This window comes from Streptomyces cirratus, from assembly GCF_014650775.1.
GTDB lineage: Bacteria > Actinomycetota > Actinomycetes > Streptomycetales > Streptomycetaceae > Streptomyces > Streptomyces cirratus.
In genome coordinates this window covers 663,418-680,588 of the sequence record NZ_BMVP01000002.1, presented here as the reverse complement: position 1 = coordinate 680,588, position 17,171 = coordinate 663,418, and the positions used below count along the sequence as shown (strand labels likewise).

The 17,171-nt window shown below is 72.3% G+C and carries 18 protein-coding genes; 5 read left to right on the top strand and 13 right to left on the bottom strand.

The genetic code is table 11. The annotated features are described in order from the left end of the window. Window positions 1-33: 33 nt before the first annotated feature. Window positions 34-600 (top strand): PPA1309 family protein, encoded by a 567-nt coding sequence (locus tag IE207_RS08140; protein WP_190183329.1) that lies wholly within the window; start codon window positions 34-36, stop codon window positions 598-600. 20 nt (window positions 601-620) lie between these two features. Here the strand turns inward: IE207_RS08140 and IE207_RS08135 are convergent, their stop codons facing one another. The 4 genes from IE207_RS08135 to IE207_RS08120 all read right to left on the bottom strand — a co-directional run bounded on the left by IE207_RS08135 (window position 621) and on the right by IE207_RS08120 (window position 4,012). Continuing rightward, a complete protein-coding gene (locus IE207_RS08135) occupies window positions 621-1,709 on the bottom strand; it encodes a YlbL family protein (RefSeq protein ID WP_190183328.1) in 1,089 nt (362 codons plus the stop codon). 107 nt (window positions 1,710-1,816) lie between these two features. Continuing rightward, complete coding sequence (locus tag IE207_RS08130; protein ID WP_190183327.1) at window positions 1,817-2,050, bottom strand: hypothetical protein; 234 nt, start codon at window positions 2,048-2,050, stop codon at window positions 1,817-1,819. Between the two features lie 146 nt (window positions 2,051-2,196). Continuing rightward, complete coding sequence (locus IE207_RS08125) at window positions 2,197-2,658, bottom strand: molybdenum cofactor biosynthesis protein MoaE (RefSeq protein WP_190183326.1); 462 nt, start codon at window positions 2,656-2,658, stop codon at window positions 2,197-2,199. Between the two features lie 232 nt (window positions 2,659-2,890). Then, window positions 2,891-4,012, bottom strand: a complete 1,122-nt coding sequence (locus IE207_RS08120) for an SDR family oxidoreductase (protein WP_190183633.1) — start codon at window positions 4,010-4,012, stop codon at window positions 2,891-2,893. Window positions 4,013-4,261: 249 nt separating this feature from the next. Between IE207_RS08120 and IE207_RS08115 the strand changes: the two genes are divergently transcribed. Together IE207_RS08115 and IE207_RS08110 are read left to right on the top strand one after the other, a co-directional pair. Continuing rightward, complete coding sequence (locus IE207_RS08115) at window positions 4,262-5,686, top strand: zinc-dependent metalloprotease (protein ID WP_190183325.1); 1,425 nt, start codon at window positions 4,262-4,264, stop codon at window positions 5,684-5,686. Next, complete coding sequence (locus IE207_RS08110) at window positions 5,683-6,207, top strand: NUDIX hydrolase (RefSeq protein WP_190183324.1); 525 nt, start codon at window positions 5,683-5,685, stop codon at window positions 6,205-6,207. The genes IE207_RS08115 and IE207_RS08110 overlap by 4 nt, the downstream gene beginning before the upstream one ends. Before the next feature lie 72 nt (window positions 6,208-6,279). Here IE207_RS08110 and IE207_RS08105 read toward each other — a convergent pair whose 3' ends face one another. The 4 genes from IE207_RS08105 to IE207_RS08090 form a co-directional block, all read right to left on the bottom strand. Next, entirely contained in the window at window positions 6,280-7,035 is a 756-nt protein-coding gene (locus IE207_RS08105; protein ID WP_190183323.1) for an AIM24 family protein, read from the bottom strand. 17 nt (window positions 7,036-7,052) lie between these two features. Next, the gene (locus IE207_RS08100) at window positions 7,053-7,733 is read right to left on the bottom strand and encodes an AIM24 family protein (protein WP_190183632.1); all 681 of its coding nucleotides are present in this window, start codon (window positions 7,731-7,733) and stop codon (window positions 7,053-7,055) included. A 29-nt stretch (window positions 7,734-7,762) separates the two neighbouring features. Then, the gene (locus IE207_RS08095) at window positions 7,763-9,460 is read right to left on the bottom strand and encodes a TerD family protein (RefSeq protein WP_190183322.1); all 1,698 of its coding nucleotides are present in this window, start codon (window positions 9,458-9,460) and stop codon (window positions 7,763-7,765) included. Between the two features lie 163 nt (window positions 9,461-9,623). Beyond that, window positions 9,624-10,253: a M48 metallopeptidase family protein gene (locus IE207_RS08090; RefSeq protein ID WP_190183321.1), complete on the bottom strand. Its 630-nt coding sequence runs from the start codon at window positions 10,251-10,253 to the stop codon at window positions 9,624-9,626. 172 nt (window positions 10,254-10,425) lie between these two features. On the opposite strand from IE207_RS08090, the gene IE207_RS08085 reads away from it, so the two are divergent. Beyond that, complete coding sequence (locus IE207_RS08085) at window positions 10,426-11,568, top strand: TOMM precursor leader peptide-binding protein (RefSeq protein WP_190183320.1); 1,143 nt, start codon at window positions 10,426-10,428, stop codon at window positions 11,566-11,568. 103 nt (window positions 11,569-11,671) lie between these two features. Continuing rightward, window positions 11,672-13,042, top strand: a complete 1,371-nt coding sequence (locus IE207_RS08080) for an ABC1 kinase family protein (protein WP_190183319.1) — start codon at window positions 11,672-11,674, stop codon at window positions 13,040-13,042. A 185-nt stretch (window positions 13,043-13,227) separates the two neighbouring features. Here the strand turns inward: IE207_RS08080 and IE207_RS08075 are convergent, their stop codons facing one another. The 5 genes from IE207_RS08075 to IE207_RS08055 form a co-directional block, all read right to left on the bottom strand. Then, window positions 13,228-13,443 carry a hypothetical protein gene (locus tag IE207_RS08075; protein WP_190183318.1) on the bottom strand — a complete coding sequence of 72 codons (216 nt, stop codon included), beginning with the start codon at window positions 13,441-13,443 and terminating at the stop codon, window positions 13,228-13,230. Window positions 13,444-13,543: 100 nt separating this feature from the next. Continuing rightward, window positions 13,544-13,876: a putative WhiB-interacting protein gene (locus IE207_RS08070; RefSeq protein ID WP_190183317.1), complete on the bottom strand. Its 333-nt coding sequence runs from the start codon at window positions 13,874-13,876 to the stop codon at window positions 13,544-13,546. Further along, complete coding sequence (locus tag IE207_RS08065; protein ID WP_053676354.1) at window positions 13,873-14,244, bottom strand: WhiB family transcriptional regulator; 372 nt, start codon at window positions 14,242-14,244, stop codon at window positions 13,873-13,875. Before IE207_RS08065 ends, IE207_RS08070 begins: the two co-directional genes overlap by 4 nt. A 184-nt stretch (window positions 14,245-14,428) precedes the next feature. Further along, window positions 14,429-14,770: a hypothetical protein gene (locus tag IE207_RS08060; protein ID WP_373304680.1), complete on the bottom strand. Its 342-nt coding sequence runs from the start codon at window positions 14,768-14,770 to the stop codon at window positions 14,429-14,431. A 177-nt stretch (window positions 14,771-14,947) separates the two neighbouring features. Further along, entirely contained in the window at window positions 14,948-17,113 is a 2,166-nt protein-coding gene (locus tag IE207_RS08055) for an ATP-dependent DNA helicase UvrD2 (protein ID WP_190183316.1), read from the bottom strand. Between the last annotated feature and the right edge of the window lie 58 nt (window positions 17,114-17,171).

Sequence of the window (17,171 nt, the reverse complement as noted above, 5' to 3'; positions counted from 1 at the left end):
TCAGTTCCCGCTATCCGGTCCGAAGGAGGCAGGATGTTGTCCATGTCCAACCTTTCGCCTTCCGGCACTCCCATGGCGGCCAGCCCGCTGACCCGCGCCTGCCTCGAGATCGACGAATACGCGGCCGGCCTCGGCTGGGACCGGCCGGCCCGGCTGTTCGCCCTCGTCGACACCGCCCGCCTGCGGCGGCAGGAGCCCCGGCTGGCCGGCCAGCTCGGCCTCGACCAGGACGACGCGGGCAAGTCCTCCCTGACCCCGATCGAGCAGGAGGAGGTGCCCGCCAACACCCCGCTCGACAAGTTCCTGGGCACCATCGCCTGGCCCGACGCGGTCGTGGGCTGCGCGCTGACCGTGGAGCGGCTGATGCTGCCGCCGTCCGCGGAGGCCTCCGTACCGGAGGGGCTGAGCGACAAGCAGCTGGCGAAGTGGGTCGCCTCCCACCCCGAGCGGCAGGAGGTCCGCCTGACCGTGGCGGTGCTGCGCGACGGGTCCCGGGAGTCCGCGGTCAGGCTGCGGGAGAAGGACTCGTCGAGCGAGGTCCTCACCGGCGAGGGGCTGGTGCCCGGGCTGGCGGAGGCGCTGGCGGCGACCTTCGCGTAGCGGCACGGGCGGGGGGCCGGTCAGGACGTGGTGCAGCTCGGCAGTCCGGCCGTGTCCCCCTTGCCGATCTTCTCCAGCGCCTGTTCGGCGTCGCCGATGGTGGAGACCTTGACGAGGGTCAGGCCGTCGGGGACGTGCGCGGCGGCGGAGGCGCAGTTCTCGGCGGGGGTGAGGAAGTACTGGGCGCCCGCATTGCGGGCCCCGATGGTCTTCATCTGGATGCCGCCGATCGGGCCGACCTTGCCCGCGTCGTCGATGGTGCCGGTGCCCGCGATGAACTTCCCGCCGGTCAGGTCCGCAGGGGTGAGCTTGTCGACGATGCCGAGCGCGAACATCAGGCCGGCGCTGGGGCCGCCGACGTCGGCGAGCTTGATGTCGATGGGGAACGGGAAGGTGTGGTCGACGCCCGCGCGGATGCCGACGATGGCGTGACCGTCGTCCTCGGCCTTCCCGGCGACGATCGTGACCTTGGCCGTGGTGCTGGGCTCGCGGCCCGCCTTCTCGGCCTCGGCCGCGTCGGCCGCGGGCACGATGGTGAATTCGACGGGCTCTCCGGGCTTGTGCTTGGTGACGAGCTTGGCCACGTCGCCCGGTTCCGTCACCGGGGTCCCGTCCACGGACTTGATCACGTCACCGGCGTGCAGCTTGCCCTCGGAGGGGCTGCCCTTGACCACGGTGGAGACGACGACGCGGACGGGGACCTCGATGCCCAGCTGCTTGAGGGCGGCCACCTTCGCGCTCTCCTGCGACTGGCTGAACTCCTCGGCGTTCTCCTGCGTGGACTGCTTGTCCGTCTTGCCGTCCGGATAGAGGTTCTCGTGCGGCACCACGATGTTGTCCCCGGCCAGCCAGCCGTAGACCGCTTCCAGCAGGTTCATGTCGTAGTCCGCCCCGGTGACGCGGACCGTCGTCATGTTGAGGTGCCCGGTGGTGGGGTAGGTCTTGTGCCCGGAGATGTTCAGGACGGGCTCGCCGTGCGATTCGCCGAGGGTGTTCACCGTGGGGCCGGGGCTCATCTCGGAGTACGGGACCTTGAGGAAAACCCCTGCGCAGAGCAGTGCGAACAGCATGAGGGTGGAAGCGAGCATCGTCGCAGTGCGGCGTGGCATGGACCGACAGTACGGGACGCCTCTGGCGGGCGGCCCGTGGGGCCGGTCCGTACGGGGTTCGTCCGCGGAACTCTCAGGGGATTTTCAGGCGGACCTCGCGGGACGCGTCAGACGGCGTCGGAACCGGAGTGCGCCTTCTCCCTCGTTTCGGTGCCGCTCGTCTCGGGGCGGGTCGTCTTGCTGCGGGCCGGTTCGGCCTGGTCCATGGCCTCACGGAAGCGGGCGTAGCCGGTGAGCTCGGATATGTCGCCGGACGTGCGGTCGCGCGCCGCCCAGCTGCCCCATATCGCCGCTCCGATGGCGGCGAACAGCGGAATCAGCAACCACGCCAGTGACGCCATGGACGTGCCTCCCTGCCCCGAAAGTACGTGTCGTCGGTGACTCCAACGCTCGTGCCCGGAAGGGGGTTACGCAAATCGAGGGCGTGTTGCGCGGCCGAACGGGTGTGAGGCTACCCCCTTGCGGGGGGCGTGCCGGGGCCGGGGGTTCAGCAGGCCCCGACCCACTCCTGCGTGCCGTCGGCGAAGGTCTGGTGCTTCCAGATCGGGACCTCGTGCTTGAGGTCGTCGATCAGCATCCGGCAGGCCTCGAAGGCCTCCCCGCGGTGCGGGCAGGACACGGCCACGACCACCGCGAGGTCACCCACCGACAGGTCGCCGATGCGGTGCACGGCGGCGAGGGCGCGTACCGGGTACTTCGCCACGACGCGTTCGGCGATCCGGCGCATCTCGGCCTCGGCCGTGGGGTGGCAGGAGTAGCCGAGGGAGTCGACGTCGGCCCCGCCGTCGTGGTCGCGCACCGTTCCGACGAAGAGGGTCGTACCGCCCGCCGAGTCGTCGCCGACCGCCTGGAAGACCTCGTCGATCGAGAGCGGGGTCTCGCGGATGTCGAGCAGCCGGATCGGGTCCTGGGCGGCCTGCTCGCCGGGGTGGTCGAAGTGCGGTGCCATACCGCCCATCGTGCCCTAGCGGGGGCCGCGGCGAAATAGCCGATTCACCCGGGCCCGCGCGGCCGCCTTGGGAGCCTCCTACAGGAAGCCGCCGGTGGCGGCCGCCGGCGAGGTGACCGTCCAGGAGGTGCTCGCCGACGAGGTGACCGTCGGGGAGCGAGGCGCCGAGGGGTGGGGCGTCAGGGGTGGGGCGCCCAGGGGGGGCCGGGGGTGGGGCCCGGGGGCGGTCCGCTCAGATCCCGCGGCGCTTGCGGGCCCGGCGCACCGCGGCGGCGGCGCCCAGCAGGGCGACCGTCGCACCCGCCGCGCCGGCGGCCGTGGCGGCGTCCTTGCGGCCCAGGCGGCGGCCGGCGACCGTGTGGCGGCCCGCGACCTCCTGGAGCAGCTCGGCGAGCACCTCCTCGTTGGTCCAGCGCGGCCGCCACCCCGCGGCGTGCAGCGCGCTCACGCTGACCACCCACGGGTGCATCGTGTACGCGAGGTCCCCCGCCGGGGACGGGGTCAGGCCGATCCGGTGCAGCCGGGCCGCGGCCCCCAGGGCGACGGCGGAGGGGAGCTCCATGCGGCGGATGCCGCTCAGCTCCTCGACCTGCTCCTGCTCCAGCCAGCCCTCGCAGCCGACGGCCAGCTCCCCGTCGACCTTCTCCAGGGCGGCGTACTCCAGGGCGCTGACCAGGTCCTCCACGTGACAGAACTGCCAGGTGGGCCGGGATCCCGCGACGACCAGGAGCCGGGGCGACTCGAAGTACCGGGTCAGGGCGGTGTCGGTGCCGCCGACCAGCACTGCGGGGCGCACGATGGTGACGTTGAGCCCGGGGTGCGCGCGGGGGGCGCGCCGGCCCAGGCGCTCGATCTCCAGCAGGTCGCCGACGCCGGTGGCCTCGGCGGTGGCCCGCAGCTCGGAGTCCTCCGCCAGCGGGATGTCGTTGTCGGGCAGCGCCCCGTAGACCATCGCGGAGGTGCAGAGCACGACGCGGTGCACCCCGGCGGCCGCCGCGGCGGTCAGTACGGTCTGCGTTCCGCGCACGTTGTAGGCGGTGCGGGCCGCCGGGTCCGTCTCCAGGTCCAGGTCCAGCGCGAGGTGGACGACCACGTCGGCGCCCCGCAGCTTCTCGGCGATCGCGGGGTCCCGTACGTCCAGGACGTGCCAGGTCGCCGACGCGCACTCGCCGCGCCGCTCGTCGATGGCGACGACCTGCTTGACCTCGTCCGATGCGGCGAGGCGGCTCACCAGTGCCGCGCCGACCCCCGACGCGGCGCCGGTCACCGCGATCACCGGCCCCCGTACCGCCGGGTTTCGCGGCGGGCGAACGCCGCTCTCGCCGGGCTCGGGGTGCTGTTCGGCGTGCGGCACGGGATCGGGCTCGTGCGGGCCGTCTTTGTCCAAAGCGTACGGATCTGGGGAACTCACCGGGCGTCTCCAGCGGTTGTCTTCAGTGGGGACGCGTCGTGACGCGTACCCACCAGGTGATGTCCATCCTGCCGCAGCCCAGGACCCGGCGGAGCACCGAGCCCCGAAGCGGGCGGGGTGTCTACGCTGGGTGGTGTTGCAGGACCATTGCCCGTCGGCACCCGCCGGCGGCCCTACGAGCCGAGGAAACCCGTGAGCGACACCCCATTCGGATTCGGCCTTCCGCCGGAGGAGCCGGAGAACGGCGACGAAGGCAAGAAGAAGGGCAACCAGGGCGGCCAGGGCGGCCCGAATCCGTTCGGGTTCCCCGGCATGGGGCTGCCGGGCGGCGCCGGTACCCCGGGCGGCGCGGACAATCCGTTCGCCGCGATGTTCGGTGCGATGAACCCGAACGACCTCGGTGCGGCCTTCCAGCAGCTGGGCCAGATGCTGAGCTACGAGGGCGGTCCCGTGAACTGGGACATGGCCAAGGACATCGCCCGCCAGACCGTCGCCCAGGGCACGGCGGACGGCGTCAAGGACGCCAGCGTCGGCGTCGCCGAGAAGTCCGCGGTGCAGGAGGCCCTGCGCCTCGCCGACCACTGGCTGGACGGCGTCACCTCGCTGCCCTCGGGCGCGACGACGGCCGTGGCGTGGAGCCGGGCCGAGTGGGTCGAGGCCACCCTGCCCGTGTGGAAGGAGCTCGTCGACCCGGTCGCCGAGCGCGTCGGCGTGGCCATGGGCAGCGTGCTGCCCGAGGAGATGCAGGCCATGGCGGGCCCGCTGCTCGGCATGATGCGCTCCATGGGCGGGGCCATGTTCGGCCAGCAGATCGGCCAGGCCGTGGGCGTGCTCGCGGGTGAGGTCGTCGGCTCGACCGACATCGGGCTGCCGCTGGGTCCGGCCGGCAAGGCCGCGCTGCTGCCGCTGAACATCGCGAGCTTCGGCAAGGACCTGGGCGTCCCGTCCGAGGAGGTGCGGCTGTACCTGGCGCTGCGGGAGGCGGCCCACGCCCGCCTGTTCGCGCACGTGCCGTGGCTGCGTTCGCACCTGTTCGGCGCGGTCGAGGGGTACGCGCGCGGCATCAAGGTCGACACCTCGAAGCTGGAGGACGTGGTCGGCCAGATCGACCCGTCGAACCCGGAGCAGCTCCAGGAGGCCCTCCAGGGCGGCATGTTCCAGCCGCAGGACACCCCCGAGCAGAAGGCGGCGCTGGCCCGGCTGGAGACGGCGCTCGCGCTGGTCGAGGGCTGGGTCGACGCCGTCGTACACGAGGCGGCCAAGCCCCGCCTGACCTCGGCGGACGCCATGCGCGAGACGATGCGCCGACGCCGCGCCTCGGGCGGCCCGGCGGAGCAGACCTTCGCGACGCTGATCGGGCTGGAGCTGCGTCCGCGCCGGCTGCGGGACGCCTCGCGGCTGTGGGCCTCGCTCTCCGACGCCCGCGGGATGGACGGCCGTGACGGGCTCTGGGAGCACCCGGACATGCTGCCCACGGCCTCCGACCTGGACGACCCGGACGGGTTCGTGCACCGGGAGCAGCTGGACTTCTCCGAGATCGACAAGATGCTCGGCGAGGCCGCTGAGAAGCGCGAGCAGGGCGACGGCTCCGACGGCGAGGGCGAAGAGAAGAAGTGAGCCTGTACGACGACGCGGTCCTCGTCCTCAAGGGGTACGAGGGCCAGCCCGAGCTGCGCGACCTGTACCTCGAGCACCTCGCGGCGCATCCCGACGGGGTCTACAAGCCGTGCCGGGCCGGGCACATCACCGGCAGCGCCCTGGTGGTCGACCCGGCGCGCGGGCGGGTGCTGCTGACCCTGCACAAGAAGCTGGGCATGTGGCTGCAGATGGGCGGCCACTGCGAGCCGGGCGACGCGACCCTCGCGGACGCGGCGCTGCGCGAGGCGCGCGAGGAGTCGGGGATCCCCGAGGGGCTGACCCTGCTGGCGGGCGGCCCCGTACGGCTGGACCGGCATCCGATCCCGGCGCCGTGCAACTGGCACCTGGACGTGCAGTACGCGGCGCTGGCGCCGACCGACGCCGTGGCGGAGATCAGCGAGGAGTCGCTGGACCTGCGCTGGTTCCCGTACGAGGAGGTGGCGGCGGTGGCCGACGCCTCGGTGGTGCGGCTGGTGGAGGCCACGCGGGCGCGCCTGTGACCGGGTGACACACGTGCCGGAGGGGGCGGTCCCGCGGGGCCGCCCCCTCCGGCACGCCGTGGCGGGACCGGTTCAGTTCCAGGCGTTGTTCTGGTTCTGGGCGTGGGCGCCGTGCTGGCCCATGCCGTACTGGGCCGCGAGGCCCTGCCCCGGCTGCGCGTTCTGCGGCGGCAGCAGCTCGCTGGGCTGCACCAGTGCGAAGCCGGTGCCGAGGAAGCTGAGCTCCCAGCCCTCGCCGGTGTTGCCGCGGCGCCGCCAGACGCCGGTGGAGTGCGTCTGGGCCTGCATCTGCACGCGCAGCGAGGTGGACCAGGCGACGATGGCGTCCGCGTCGGCGTTGACGTACTTGTCGGGCGTGACCTGCATCATCAGCGGCTGCCCGGAGGTCATGAGGGCGACCTTGCCGCGGCCGGTGATGTTGAGCTGGTACTTGCCCGAGCCCGAGATCCCGTACTGGCTGTCCACCGCGACGGCTTCGGTGTGCAGGGTCGAGTCCAGGGCCAGCACGTAGCTGCTGTCGACCGTCAGGCCGTCCTGGTCCACGTCCACGACGTGCACGTACTGCGCGAGGTTGGCCAGGTAGACCGTGCCCTGCCCCGAGCAGCGCATGAGGTCCAGGCCCTCGCCGGTGCGTGCGCGGGCGGTGCGCTGGGTGGTGCTCTGGTACTCGCCGTCGAAGTCGATGATCCCCTGGTAGGCGACCATCGCTCCCTTGCGGGCGAGCACGTCGTCGGAGCCGCTCAGGGAGACCCGCAGCAGTTGCGGGTTCTGGACGGTGTACCGGTCCTGGGACTGCGCTTCGGCGTGTGCGAAAAGTGCGCTCTGCATGGTGTGTCCGCTCCCCCTCAGCCCCGGGCCCGGAGCCGGTCGGTGCTGTCCTCGCTGGGCTGTACGACGACGATTCCCTGCCCGGAGAAGGCCATCTGGTAGGCCTCCCCGCTGCCCCGGCCGATCATCGACGAGGCCTTGAAGCTGCGCTTGCCCTTGACCTTGAGGTTGGGGGACCAGGCGACGAGCGCGTCTGGGTCGACGTACGTCTCGTCCTCGCCGCGGCCGCAGTCGACCACGATGGGGGTGCCGCGCGAGGTGATGGCGACCCAGCCGGTGCCCGAGATCTGTACGTTGAACAGGCCCTGGCCGGCGAATTTGGCCATGCCCTTGACCCGCTCGACGCCCCACTGGAGCTGGGCGTCGAAGGCCAGCAGGTTGGTGCCGTTGACGGAGAGGGCGTCGTTGTTGAGGTTGATGACGACGACGTCCGCGCCGTAGTCGGCGAGGTAGAGCAGGCCGTCGCCGGTGCACTTCATCAGCGGGGCGCCTTCGCCGGTGAGCCACTGCGAGGCCATCTGGCGCACGGCGGGCGGGTTCGGCTCGTACTGGACGAAGCCCTCGTAGGCGACCATCGAGCCGGTACGCGCGAAGAGGTCGTAGCCGCTCTGCATGGCGACCTTGAGCATGGCCGGGCCGTGGTTCTCCATGCGGGCCGTGACGGGGGTGGGGGCGTAGCCCGCGAGTTGCTGGTTCATTGCGTTCATGGCATTCATGTGGGGCTCCCTCAGACCTCGTACGGCTGGACGACGATGAAGTTGCCGGGGGCGCCGCGGAACTGGAGGTTCACGGTCTCCCCGCTGTGGCCGGGGTAGGCGTTGCGGCGCAGCCGGACCTGGCTGGAAATGATCACTTGCGAGGCGGCGGACCAGGCCACGATGGCGTTGCTGTCGGCGAAGGTGGTCGGGGTGACGGGCAGGACGACGGGGGTGCCGTGCGTCTTGACGACAACGGTGCCGGTGCCCTGGAACAGCATGGTGAACAGGGCGCCGCCCGGGATGCCGTGGCCCTCGATCCGGCGGACCTCGTGCTGGAGGGACTCGTCGAAGGCGAGGACGGACTCGGCGGAGACGCAGATGCCGTCCCCCTGGAGCTCGATGGCGTGCAGGTGGGCGCCGTTCTCCGCGAGGAAGACCTGGCCGCGGCCGGTGCAGCGCATGAGCTGCATCTCCTGGCCGGTGGCGTTGCCGACGATGCGGCCGGCGAAACCGGCGCCCTTGTAGCTGAAGTCGACCTTGCCCTGGTAGAGGACCATGCTGCCCTGGCGGGCGAGGACGGGCTGGCCGCCGCCGGAGGCGAGGTCGACCCGCATCAGCTGGTGGTTCTGCGGCGTCCAGCGGGCGCCGGTGGGGGCTTCCTTGTACCGGCTGAGCGCGGCGGTGAGCCCCGGGGCGGCTGCGGCGCCGGCCGGCTGGGGGTAGCCGGGCTGCTGGCCGTACGGAGGCTGTTGGCCGTAGGGCGGTTGCTGGCCGTACGGGGCCGGCTGGCCGTGCGGCGCGGGGACCGGGCCGGGCGGGGGCACCTGTCCGCCGTACGAGGGCTGCTGGTTCGGGACTTGGCCGTACGAGGGCGGTCCCGGCGGCTGCGGCGCGTGCGGAGGCCGGCCGTACGGGGCCGCCGGGGGCGCGGGCACCAGGGGGCCGACCATGGTGGGTGCCGAGTGCACCGGCTGGTGGGGGGCGGGTGCGGGAACGGATGCGCCGAAGGAGGGCTGCGGGGGCGCGGGCGGGGCCGGAGGCTGCGGCGCGTACGGGGCCTGGGGCGCGGGCGGGGCCTGGGGCGCGGGCGCGCCGAACGCGGGCGCCGGGGCCGTGGCCTGCGGGGGCGGGGCGAAGCCGGGTGCCGCGGCCGCGGACTGCGGGTGCGCCGTGGGCTGGGCCTCGGGCTGGGGCTCCTCTTCGGCGACCTCGCCGCCGAAGTTCTCGAGCAGGGCGGCGAGCCCGCCGTCGAAACCCTGACCGACGGCGGCGAAGCGCCACACGTCCTTGAGGTAGAAGTCCCCGATCATCAGCGCACGCTCGGTGCTGAACTCCGCGCCGGTGAACGAGTACCGGACGACTTCCTCGCCGCCCGCCACGACCCGGATGTAACCGGGGCCGATCTGCGACATCTGTCCGGCGCCGTCGATGGAGGCGGCGAAGGTCAGCTTGTGGATGTGCGCGGGCACGCGGTCGAGGGTCACCCGGAAGGACTCGGTGTCGCCGGCCTGGGCACCGAGCTGCTGGATGGACTCCTCGGGCGACTTGGGCTGGTTGTAGAAGACGAAGTACCGGTCGTCCGAAAGCTGCTCGCTGGCGTCGAGGCCGAAGCAGCTGATGTCGATGGAGAGGCCCGCACCGGCGATCTGCACGCCCACGTACAGATCGGTACCCGCCGTCAGATCACTGATCTTGGCCTTGTGGCCGCGTTGGAATTCCCTGGCCATGCGTACGACCGTCCCCCGTCCCGACTGTGAATGCGTGCACCCGCTCCGAATGCGTGCCGCTCAGGCTAACGGCTGACGCGGACATCCGGCCAAGTCGGTACCGAGCCGGTACAGATCGCTTCCGCGGGTGCTCGACGGGGCGTGGCCGGACCGGCCGACGGGCTCATTCGTCGCGGGCGGCGGGGACGGATGAGGGAATGGCGGGGGCGGGGGCTGTGGGGGCGGGGAGGCGTTCCGCCGCGACGACCCCTTCCAGATATCCGCGGGCGCGTTCGGTCTTCGGGTACGCCTCCAACAACTGCCAGAAACGGGCGCCGTGTCCGGGTACCAGGAGGTGCGCCAGCTCGTGCAGCAGTACGTAGTCGACGACGTACTCGGGCATGCCCTGGAGGCGGTGCGAGAGCCGGATGCTGCCCTCGGCCGGGGTGCAGGAGCCCCAGCGGGTGTTCTGGTTGGTGACCCAGCGCACCGAGCGGGGGCGGGCGCGGGAGCCGAAGTACTGCTCGGACAAACGCTCGGCGCGTTCGGTGAGTTCCGCGTCGCCGAGGGTGCGCTTGGTCTCCTGGGCGGCGAGCTTGTCGAGCATCACCCCCACCCAGCGCTTCTCCTCCGCCTCGGACATGCGTGCGGGGATGAGGACGACCGTCCGCTCGCCTTCGCGGTAGGCGGATACGGTCCTGCGGCGGCGCGCGCTCCGGCGTACTTCGACGGCGCGCGGGGAGGGGTCGGCTGACACGCATCGACGGTACCCGGTCGTCGGGGCGGCCGTACCGTCCGTCCGGGGTTCGAACATGATCGGTTCGACGGCGCCCCGGTGACACCCCTTCTCTTCATCTCATATGCCTAATACCCCTTGCCTGTGGACAAATCTCCGCACGCATTTCGGAAGGCGGGCACTGTGGCGGAAGACGCGAAGGGATCGGGATCGCGGAGGAAGAACCGGACGGGAAAGCGGGGGGACTGTCATGTATCCGAAGGTGAAGCCGGCGCTGGCGCGGGCCTGGCGGGATCTGATCACCGTGCAGTGCGGGGTGACGCCCGCCCACGCGGTGGCGCTGGGCCCGGTGGACACGGCGACCGCATCGCTGATCGACCGGATCGACGGGACGCGGGGCATGGAGTTGCTGAGGGAGGAGGCCGGGAGGATCGGGCTGCCCCGTGGCCAGGCGGACGAACTGGTCCGGCGCCTGGCGGGAGCCGGGCTGCTCGATGACGCCACCGCGGGCGGCCCCCGGGCGCAGGCGGTGCGCAAGCGGCCGCAGATGCTGGAGCGGCTGGGGCCGGATCTGGCGTCGCTGTCCCTGGTCCACCGCGAGCCCGGCGGCGAGTTACGGGCGGTCACCGCCCGGCGGGCGATACGGGTACAGGTGCGCGGGAGCGGCCGGGTGGGCGGGGTGATCGCCGCCGTCCTGGCAGGAGCCGGGGTGGGGCGGGTCGAGGTGCTCGACGGGGGGCGGGTGCAGCCGGGCGATGTGGCACCGGGCGGGCTGGGTCCGGCCAGCGTGGGGCGGCTGCGGGCCGAAGCCGCGGCGGCGGTGGTCCGGGAGGCGGCGCCCGGGCGGGCACCACGGGCCGGGGAGAGCGGCGGCCCCGAACCGGGGCTGGCCATGGTGGTGGTCGCGCCCCGGGACGGGCTCCAGGCGTGGGCCCCCGATCCGGAAGCGGCCGCCGACTGGGTGGCGGCCGGCATCCCGCACCTTTACGCCGGGGTGTTGGAGGGCACGGGGGTGGTCGGACCGCTGGTGCTGCCGGGAACTGCGGCCTGCGCGGGGTGCATGGAGCGGGAGCGCATCGAGCGGGATCCGGCCTGGCCCCGGATGCTGGTGCAGTGGCGGTCGGCGCACCGTCGCAGAGCCGTCGCCGCCTGCGATCTGGGCCTGGCCACGGCGGTGGCCGGTCTCGCCGCCGCGCATGCCCTGTCGTTCCTCGACGGCCGGCTGCCGGCTTCGACGGCGGCCCGCTGGGAGGTCACCCTGCCGGGCCTGCATTGGGAGCGCTCCGAGGTCCTCCCCCATCCGGACTGCCCTTGTGCGGCCGGTGCGCGGGGCCGCGGCGGCACCGGGAGTGGTCCAGCGGTACTGGACGGACGGGAGGCAGGATCGGGCTGACTCGCATGCAGAGGGCCATGACAGGATGCGTTGACCTAGGGCCAGAGGGGACACCCCCCGAACCGCCGCTGGCGGCACAGCTGTCTGGGAACTGGAGGGGCGCATGTCAGATCTTCCCCGGAAGGCGGTCACCCGCACCGTCAAGCTGGCCGCGCTGCCACTGGGCATGGCCGGCCGGGCCACATGGGGCCTGGGCAAGCTGATCGGCGGCAAGTCCGCGGAGATCGTCGCCCGCGAACTGCAACAGCGCACCGCCGACCAGCTGTTCCGCACCCTCGGCGAGCTGAAAGGCGGCGCCATGAAGTTCGGGCAGGCGCTGTCGGTCTTCGAGTCGGCTCTGCCCGAGGAGGTCGCGGGGCCCTACCGGGCGGCGCTGACCAAACTCCAGGAGGCGGCCCCGCCGCTGCCCTCGGCAACCGTCCACCAGGTGCTGGCGGAGCGGCTGGGCGAGGACTGGCGGGAGCTGTTCGAGGAGTTCGAGGACAAGCCGGCCGCGGCGGCCTCGATCGGGCAGGTGCACCGGGCGGTGTGGCACGACGGCCGTCAGGTGGCGGTGAAGGTCCAGTACCCGGGGGCGGGGGAGGCGCTGCTCTCCGACCTCAAGCAGCTGGGCCGGTTCGCCGGGTTGCTGGGGCCGCTGATCCCGGGCATGGACATCAAGCCGCTGATCACCGAACTGCGCGACAGGGTGGCGGAGGAGTTGGACTACGAACTGGAGGCCGAGGCACAGCGGACGCACGCCGACGCGTTCGCGGACGATGAGGACGTGGTGGTGCCGGCTGTCGTGCACCAGGGCGACCAGGTGCTGGTGAGCGAGTGGATGGAAGGGACCCCGCTGTCGGAGGTGATAGCCGACGGCACCCAGGAGGAGCGCGACCGTGCGGGGCAGTTGCTGGCCCGGTTCCTCTTCTCCGGGCCCGCGCGCACCGGGCTGCTGCACGCCGATCCGCATCCGGGGAACTTCCGGCTGATCCGGGCCGCCGACGGCACGGCCCGGCTGGGGGTGCTGGACTTCGGCACGGTCGACCGGCTGCCGGGCGGCTGGCCCGAGCCCATCGGCCGGTCGCTGCGGATGACGCTGGACGGTGACGCCGAGGGGGTCTACGGGCACCTGTGCGCGGAGGGCTTCGTCAAGAAGTCGATCGAGCTCGACCCGGATGCGGTGCTGGACTACCTCAAGCCGATCATCGAGCCGGCCGAGGCGGAGGAGTTCACCTTCACCCGCCCGTGGCTGCGCGGTCAGGCGGCCCGGATCGCCGATCCGCGCTCCCCCGCCCACCAGTTGGGACGGCAGATCAACCTCCCGCCCTCGTACCTGCTGATCCACCGGGTGACGCTGAGCACCATCGGCGTCCTGTGCCAGCTCGGCGCGACGGTGCGCCTGCGCGACGAACTGGAGTCCTGGCTCCCCGGATTCCTCCCCGAGGGCCCGGGCGAGGGCGATGGCAAGAGCCAGACCGCCTCGTTTGGATGACCGACGCGTAGTGGGGGGATCGAACCACGCCGCATCCGGCCGGGCCCCTACCGTAGGCATCTCCTCCGGTCCGCCCATTGCTACACCGACCCCGTCGGTCGGCTCCACGCAGCCGGGGCGACGAGCCGCCCCTCCCTGTGATCCGAACGGAACGGCCTAGCCGGGGCGGCGGCGGGTGGGCGGGTTCACCACCAGGAGGAGTCGAGGCGGCCCTCGATCGCCCTGAGGTTGGCGCGCGCGCAGGCGACGCAGAAGTACTGGCGGGTCCCGTTCTCCACCGAGCAGGTCCAGGTGGGCGGGGCACCGTCGGGGGACTGGGTGCCGCAGCGCGCGCAGACAGTCGCAGGACGGGGCTGGGTCTTGGGCCCCGGCTCGGTGGGGCGGGGGGTCGGCTGGTCCACCTGCCGACGATATCCCCGTACGGCGCTCGGGGCGCGTCCGCAACGCCCCGGGGGGACCGGTCCGTGCGGACCGGTCCCCCCGGGGGTGCATGTGGGGCTGTCAGTGCATGACGGCCATGGCCAGCGCGCGCCGGGCGCGCATGGAGACGCGCTCGGCTCGACGCTGCATGCGCCGGGCGGAGACCAGGCGCAGGGCGTGACGCTCGGCGTCGGCCTCACGCATGCGGTCGTCCATATGGGCACGAGCCATGGCTTCTGGGATGAGTTGCATTTCGCGGGTCCTGTTCTGACGCGAGGTGATCGCGCCTGCGGTGATGAAGTCTGCGGTGGCGGAGCCGTGCGGCTGCTCGCTCGTGGTGGAGAAGGGGGACATGGGGGCCTGCTTCAAGGGGTCGTGCGTCAGGGGGCGGTCGATGGTTCCGTTGGCGGTCATGCCGCGACAACCGGGTTCTTGCGCGGACGGCCACGGGGCCGCTTCCGGGCGACGACCACACCCTGGACGAAGAGCTCTCCGCCCCAGACACCCCAGGGCTCGCGGCGCTCCTTCGCCCCGGCGAGGCAGGCCTCGACCAGCGGGCAGGTGCCACAGAGGGACTTGGCGTACTCGACGTCGGCCGGGGACTCGGCGAAGAAGACCTCGGGGTCGAAGGTGCGGCAGGGGACGGGCACGCCGAGGTTCTCGATGGCGTCGTCGAGCGCGGTCAGCGCGGTGAGGGGAGTCAAGGTGGAGTCCTCCGGGACTGCGGGCGGGGAGATCGTTTGGGTCTGCGGTACGGACGGGGCGTGCGCTTCGAGTTGCACGGTGTTTTCTTCCTCGTCTTTGTTGACTAGTCGTTCCGGCCGGGTTCGGCCGGGGTCGGCTGGTACCTGTTCTTGCCAGTCCCGAGGCCCCTTCGCTCCGTCGTCCCCGTTCGGGGACAAACAGAAGGGCCGCGGATCCCGGGTGGGGTTCCGCGGCCCTGAAGGCGCCGGCCTGATCTTGAGATCAGACTGGATCACTCCAGGGTTCGAGCCCACGGAAGGCCCACATCAGGTGGTGCTGCTGCTTCGTCTGCTTCGTCTGGGATCCGGCACCGGCTGCGGCCGCGAAGCCATAGGCGCCATGCGCCTGGGCTTCGGAAGCCAGTACTGCCACCGGTGCCTGGGTCGGTCGCTCATTCCGGTCGCTGACGGGCAGCGCGCAGGGCGCGGCCGTCAGGACAGGGCTGTCCGCGGAAATCCGGGACAGACCGGTCGCCAGGATCGGGAGGAGCGAGGAGGAGCCGAGCGTGCAGGAAGCGGCGACCGAGCGATCGGTCATTTTGGTGAAGGTCATGAAGCTGGTCACTGGTCTCGCCTCCTCTCGGCGTCTCGGGGACCCGGCCCGAGGGCCTGTCCCATGCGTATTCGGATAAGTACAGCCAAGTACAGCACGGATCAGGGGCTTCGGAGAAGCCACCGTTTCCGTTGCTAAGAACCTATGGGGATCCGCTGGGCATGTGCAAACTATTTTTCCGACGAGTTTCTACGCGTCGTCAGAATCCTCGCCCTCGGGGTCCTGGCCTGCGCAGATGGCCAGGACGTCGGCCCCGTACCGCTCGAGCTTGCGGCCGCCGACTCCGGAGATCATCGAGAGCTCGCCCTCCTCGGACGGGCCGGCCTCCGCGATCGCCATCAGCGTCTTGTCGGTGAAGACGCAGTAGGCCGGCAGGCCCTGCTCCTTCGCCTGGGCCGCGCGCCACTCCCGCAGCCTCTCGTAGAGGCCCTCGTCCATGTCGGACGGGCAGTCCTCGCAGCGCATCAGCTTGAGCTCGCCCGCCTCGGTGAGGGTCTTGCCGCAGACGCGGCACAGCACCGGTCCGCGGCGGCCGCGTTTGCGGGCCGCCCGCTCGCCCGCGGCGCCCGCCTTGGCTCCGGGGGCGAGCGAGCCGGGCCGCAGGCCGTTCAGGAACCGGCTGGGGCGCCGGGAGGCCCGGCCCCCCGGGGCGCGGGACAGGCCCCAGGAGAGCGTCAGGTGCAGCCGCGCCCGGGTGACGCCGACGTACAGCAGCCGGCGTTCCTCCTCGACCTGCTCGTCCGTCTTGGCGTAGGTGATCGGCATCATGCCGTCGGTGAGGCCCACGAGGAACACCGCGTCCCACTCCAGGCCCTTCGCGGCGTGCAGCGAGGCGAGGGTGACGCCCTGCACGGTCGGCGCGTGCTGGGCGGCCTTGCGTTCCTCCAGCTCGACGGTGAGCTCGGCGAGGGTGGCGCCGGGCCGGCTGCGGGCGAAGTCCTCGGCGAGGCGGACCAGCGCGGCCACCGATTCCCACTGGTCGCGGACGGCTCCGGAGCCGGCGGGCGGCTCGCTGGTCCAGCCGGTGGAGCTGAGCACGGCCCGGACCTGGGAGCCCAGCTCCACGACGTCGTCGAGCAGCGGGTCGTTGCCGCCGGAGCGGGCGGCGCCGCGCAGCGCGAGGATCGCCTTCTGCACCTCGGCGCGCTCGAAGAAGCGTTCGGCGCCGCGGAGCTGGTAGGGCACCCCGGCGTCGGCGAGGGCCTGCTCGTAGACCTCGGACTGGGCGTTGATGCGGTAGAGGACGGCGATCTCGCCGGCCGGGACCCCGGCGGCGATCAGGTCACGGATGCGGGCGGCGACGCCCTCGGCCTCGGCGGGCTCGTCGGGGTACTCGGCGTAGACGGGGTCGGGGCCGGGCTCGCGCTGGGAGACCAGCTCCAGCCGGTGTTCGGCGGCCCGCCCCTTGGCCTGGTTCAGCAGGCCGTTGGCGAGGTGGACCACCTGGGGGGTGGAGCGGTAGTCGCGGATCAGCTTGACCAGGGTGGCCTGCGGGTACTTGGTGCGGAAGTTCAGCAGGTGGTCGGGGGTGGCGCCGGTGAAGGAGTAGATGGTCTGGCTGGCGTCACCGACGACGCAGAGGCTGTCGCGCTCGCCGAGCCACAGGTCCAGCAGGCGCTGCTGGAGCGGGCTGACGTCCTGGTACTCGTCGACCACGAAGTGCTGGTACTGGGCGCGGATCTGTGCGGCGATGTCCTGGCGGTCCTGGAGGATGCCGACGGTGAGGAGCAGCACGTCCTCGAAGTCGATCATGTTCCGGTCGCGCTTGAGCTGCTCGTAGGTGCCGTAGATCTGGGCGATCTCCGCCATGTCCCGGGGCGCCTCGCGGCCGGCCTTGAGGGCGGCCGCCGGGTAGTCGGCGGGGACGGTCTGGGTGACCTTGGCCCACTCGATCTCGCCGGTGACGTCGCGCAGCTCGCCCCGGTCGAGGCGGATGCGGCAGCGCGATCCCGCCTCGGCCACGAACTGGATCTTGCGTTCCAGCAGCCGGGGCACCTCTCCGCCGATGGCGCGGGGCCAGAAGTACTGGAGCTGGCGCAGCGCGGCGGCATGGAAGGTCCGGGCCTGCACCCCGCCCGCTCCCAGGGCGCGCAGCCGGCCGCGCATCTCGCCGGCCGCACGGTTGGTGAAGGTGACGGCCAGCACGCTGGCGGGCATGAGCTGCCCCGAGGCGACGCCGTAGGCGATGCGGTGGGTGATGGCGCGGGTCTTGCCCGTACCGGCTCCGGCGAGGACGCACACCGGCCCGCGCAGGGTCGTCGCGACCTCGCGCTGCTCCGGGTCAAGGCCCTGGAGCACCGCGTCGGCCGAGTCGGCGCCGGACGGGAAGGATGAGGAGTGCGTTGCTGATGTCACCCCGCCATGCTGCCAGGTCCGGTGTGCCGGGCGGGAACGTCGTCCACAGGCAGCCGGT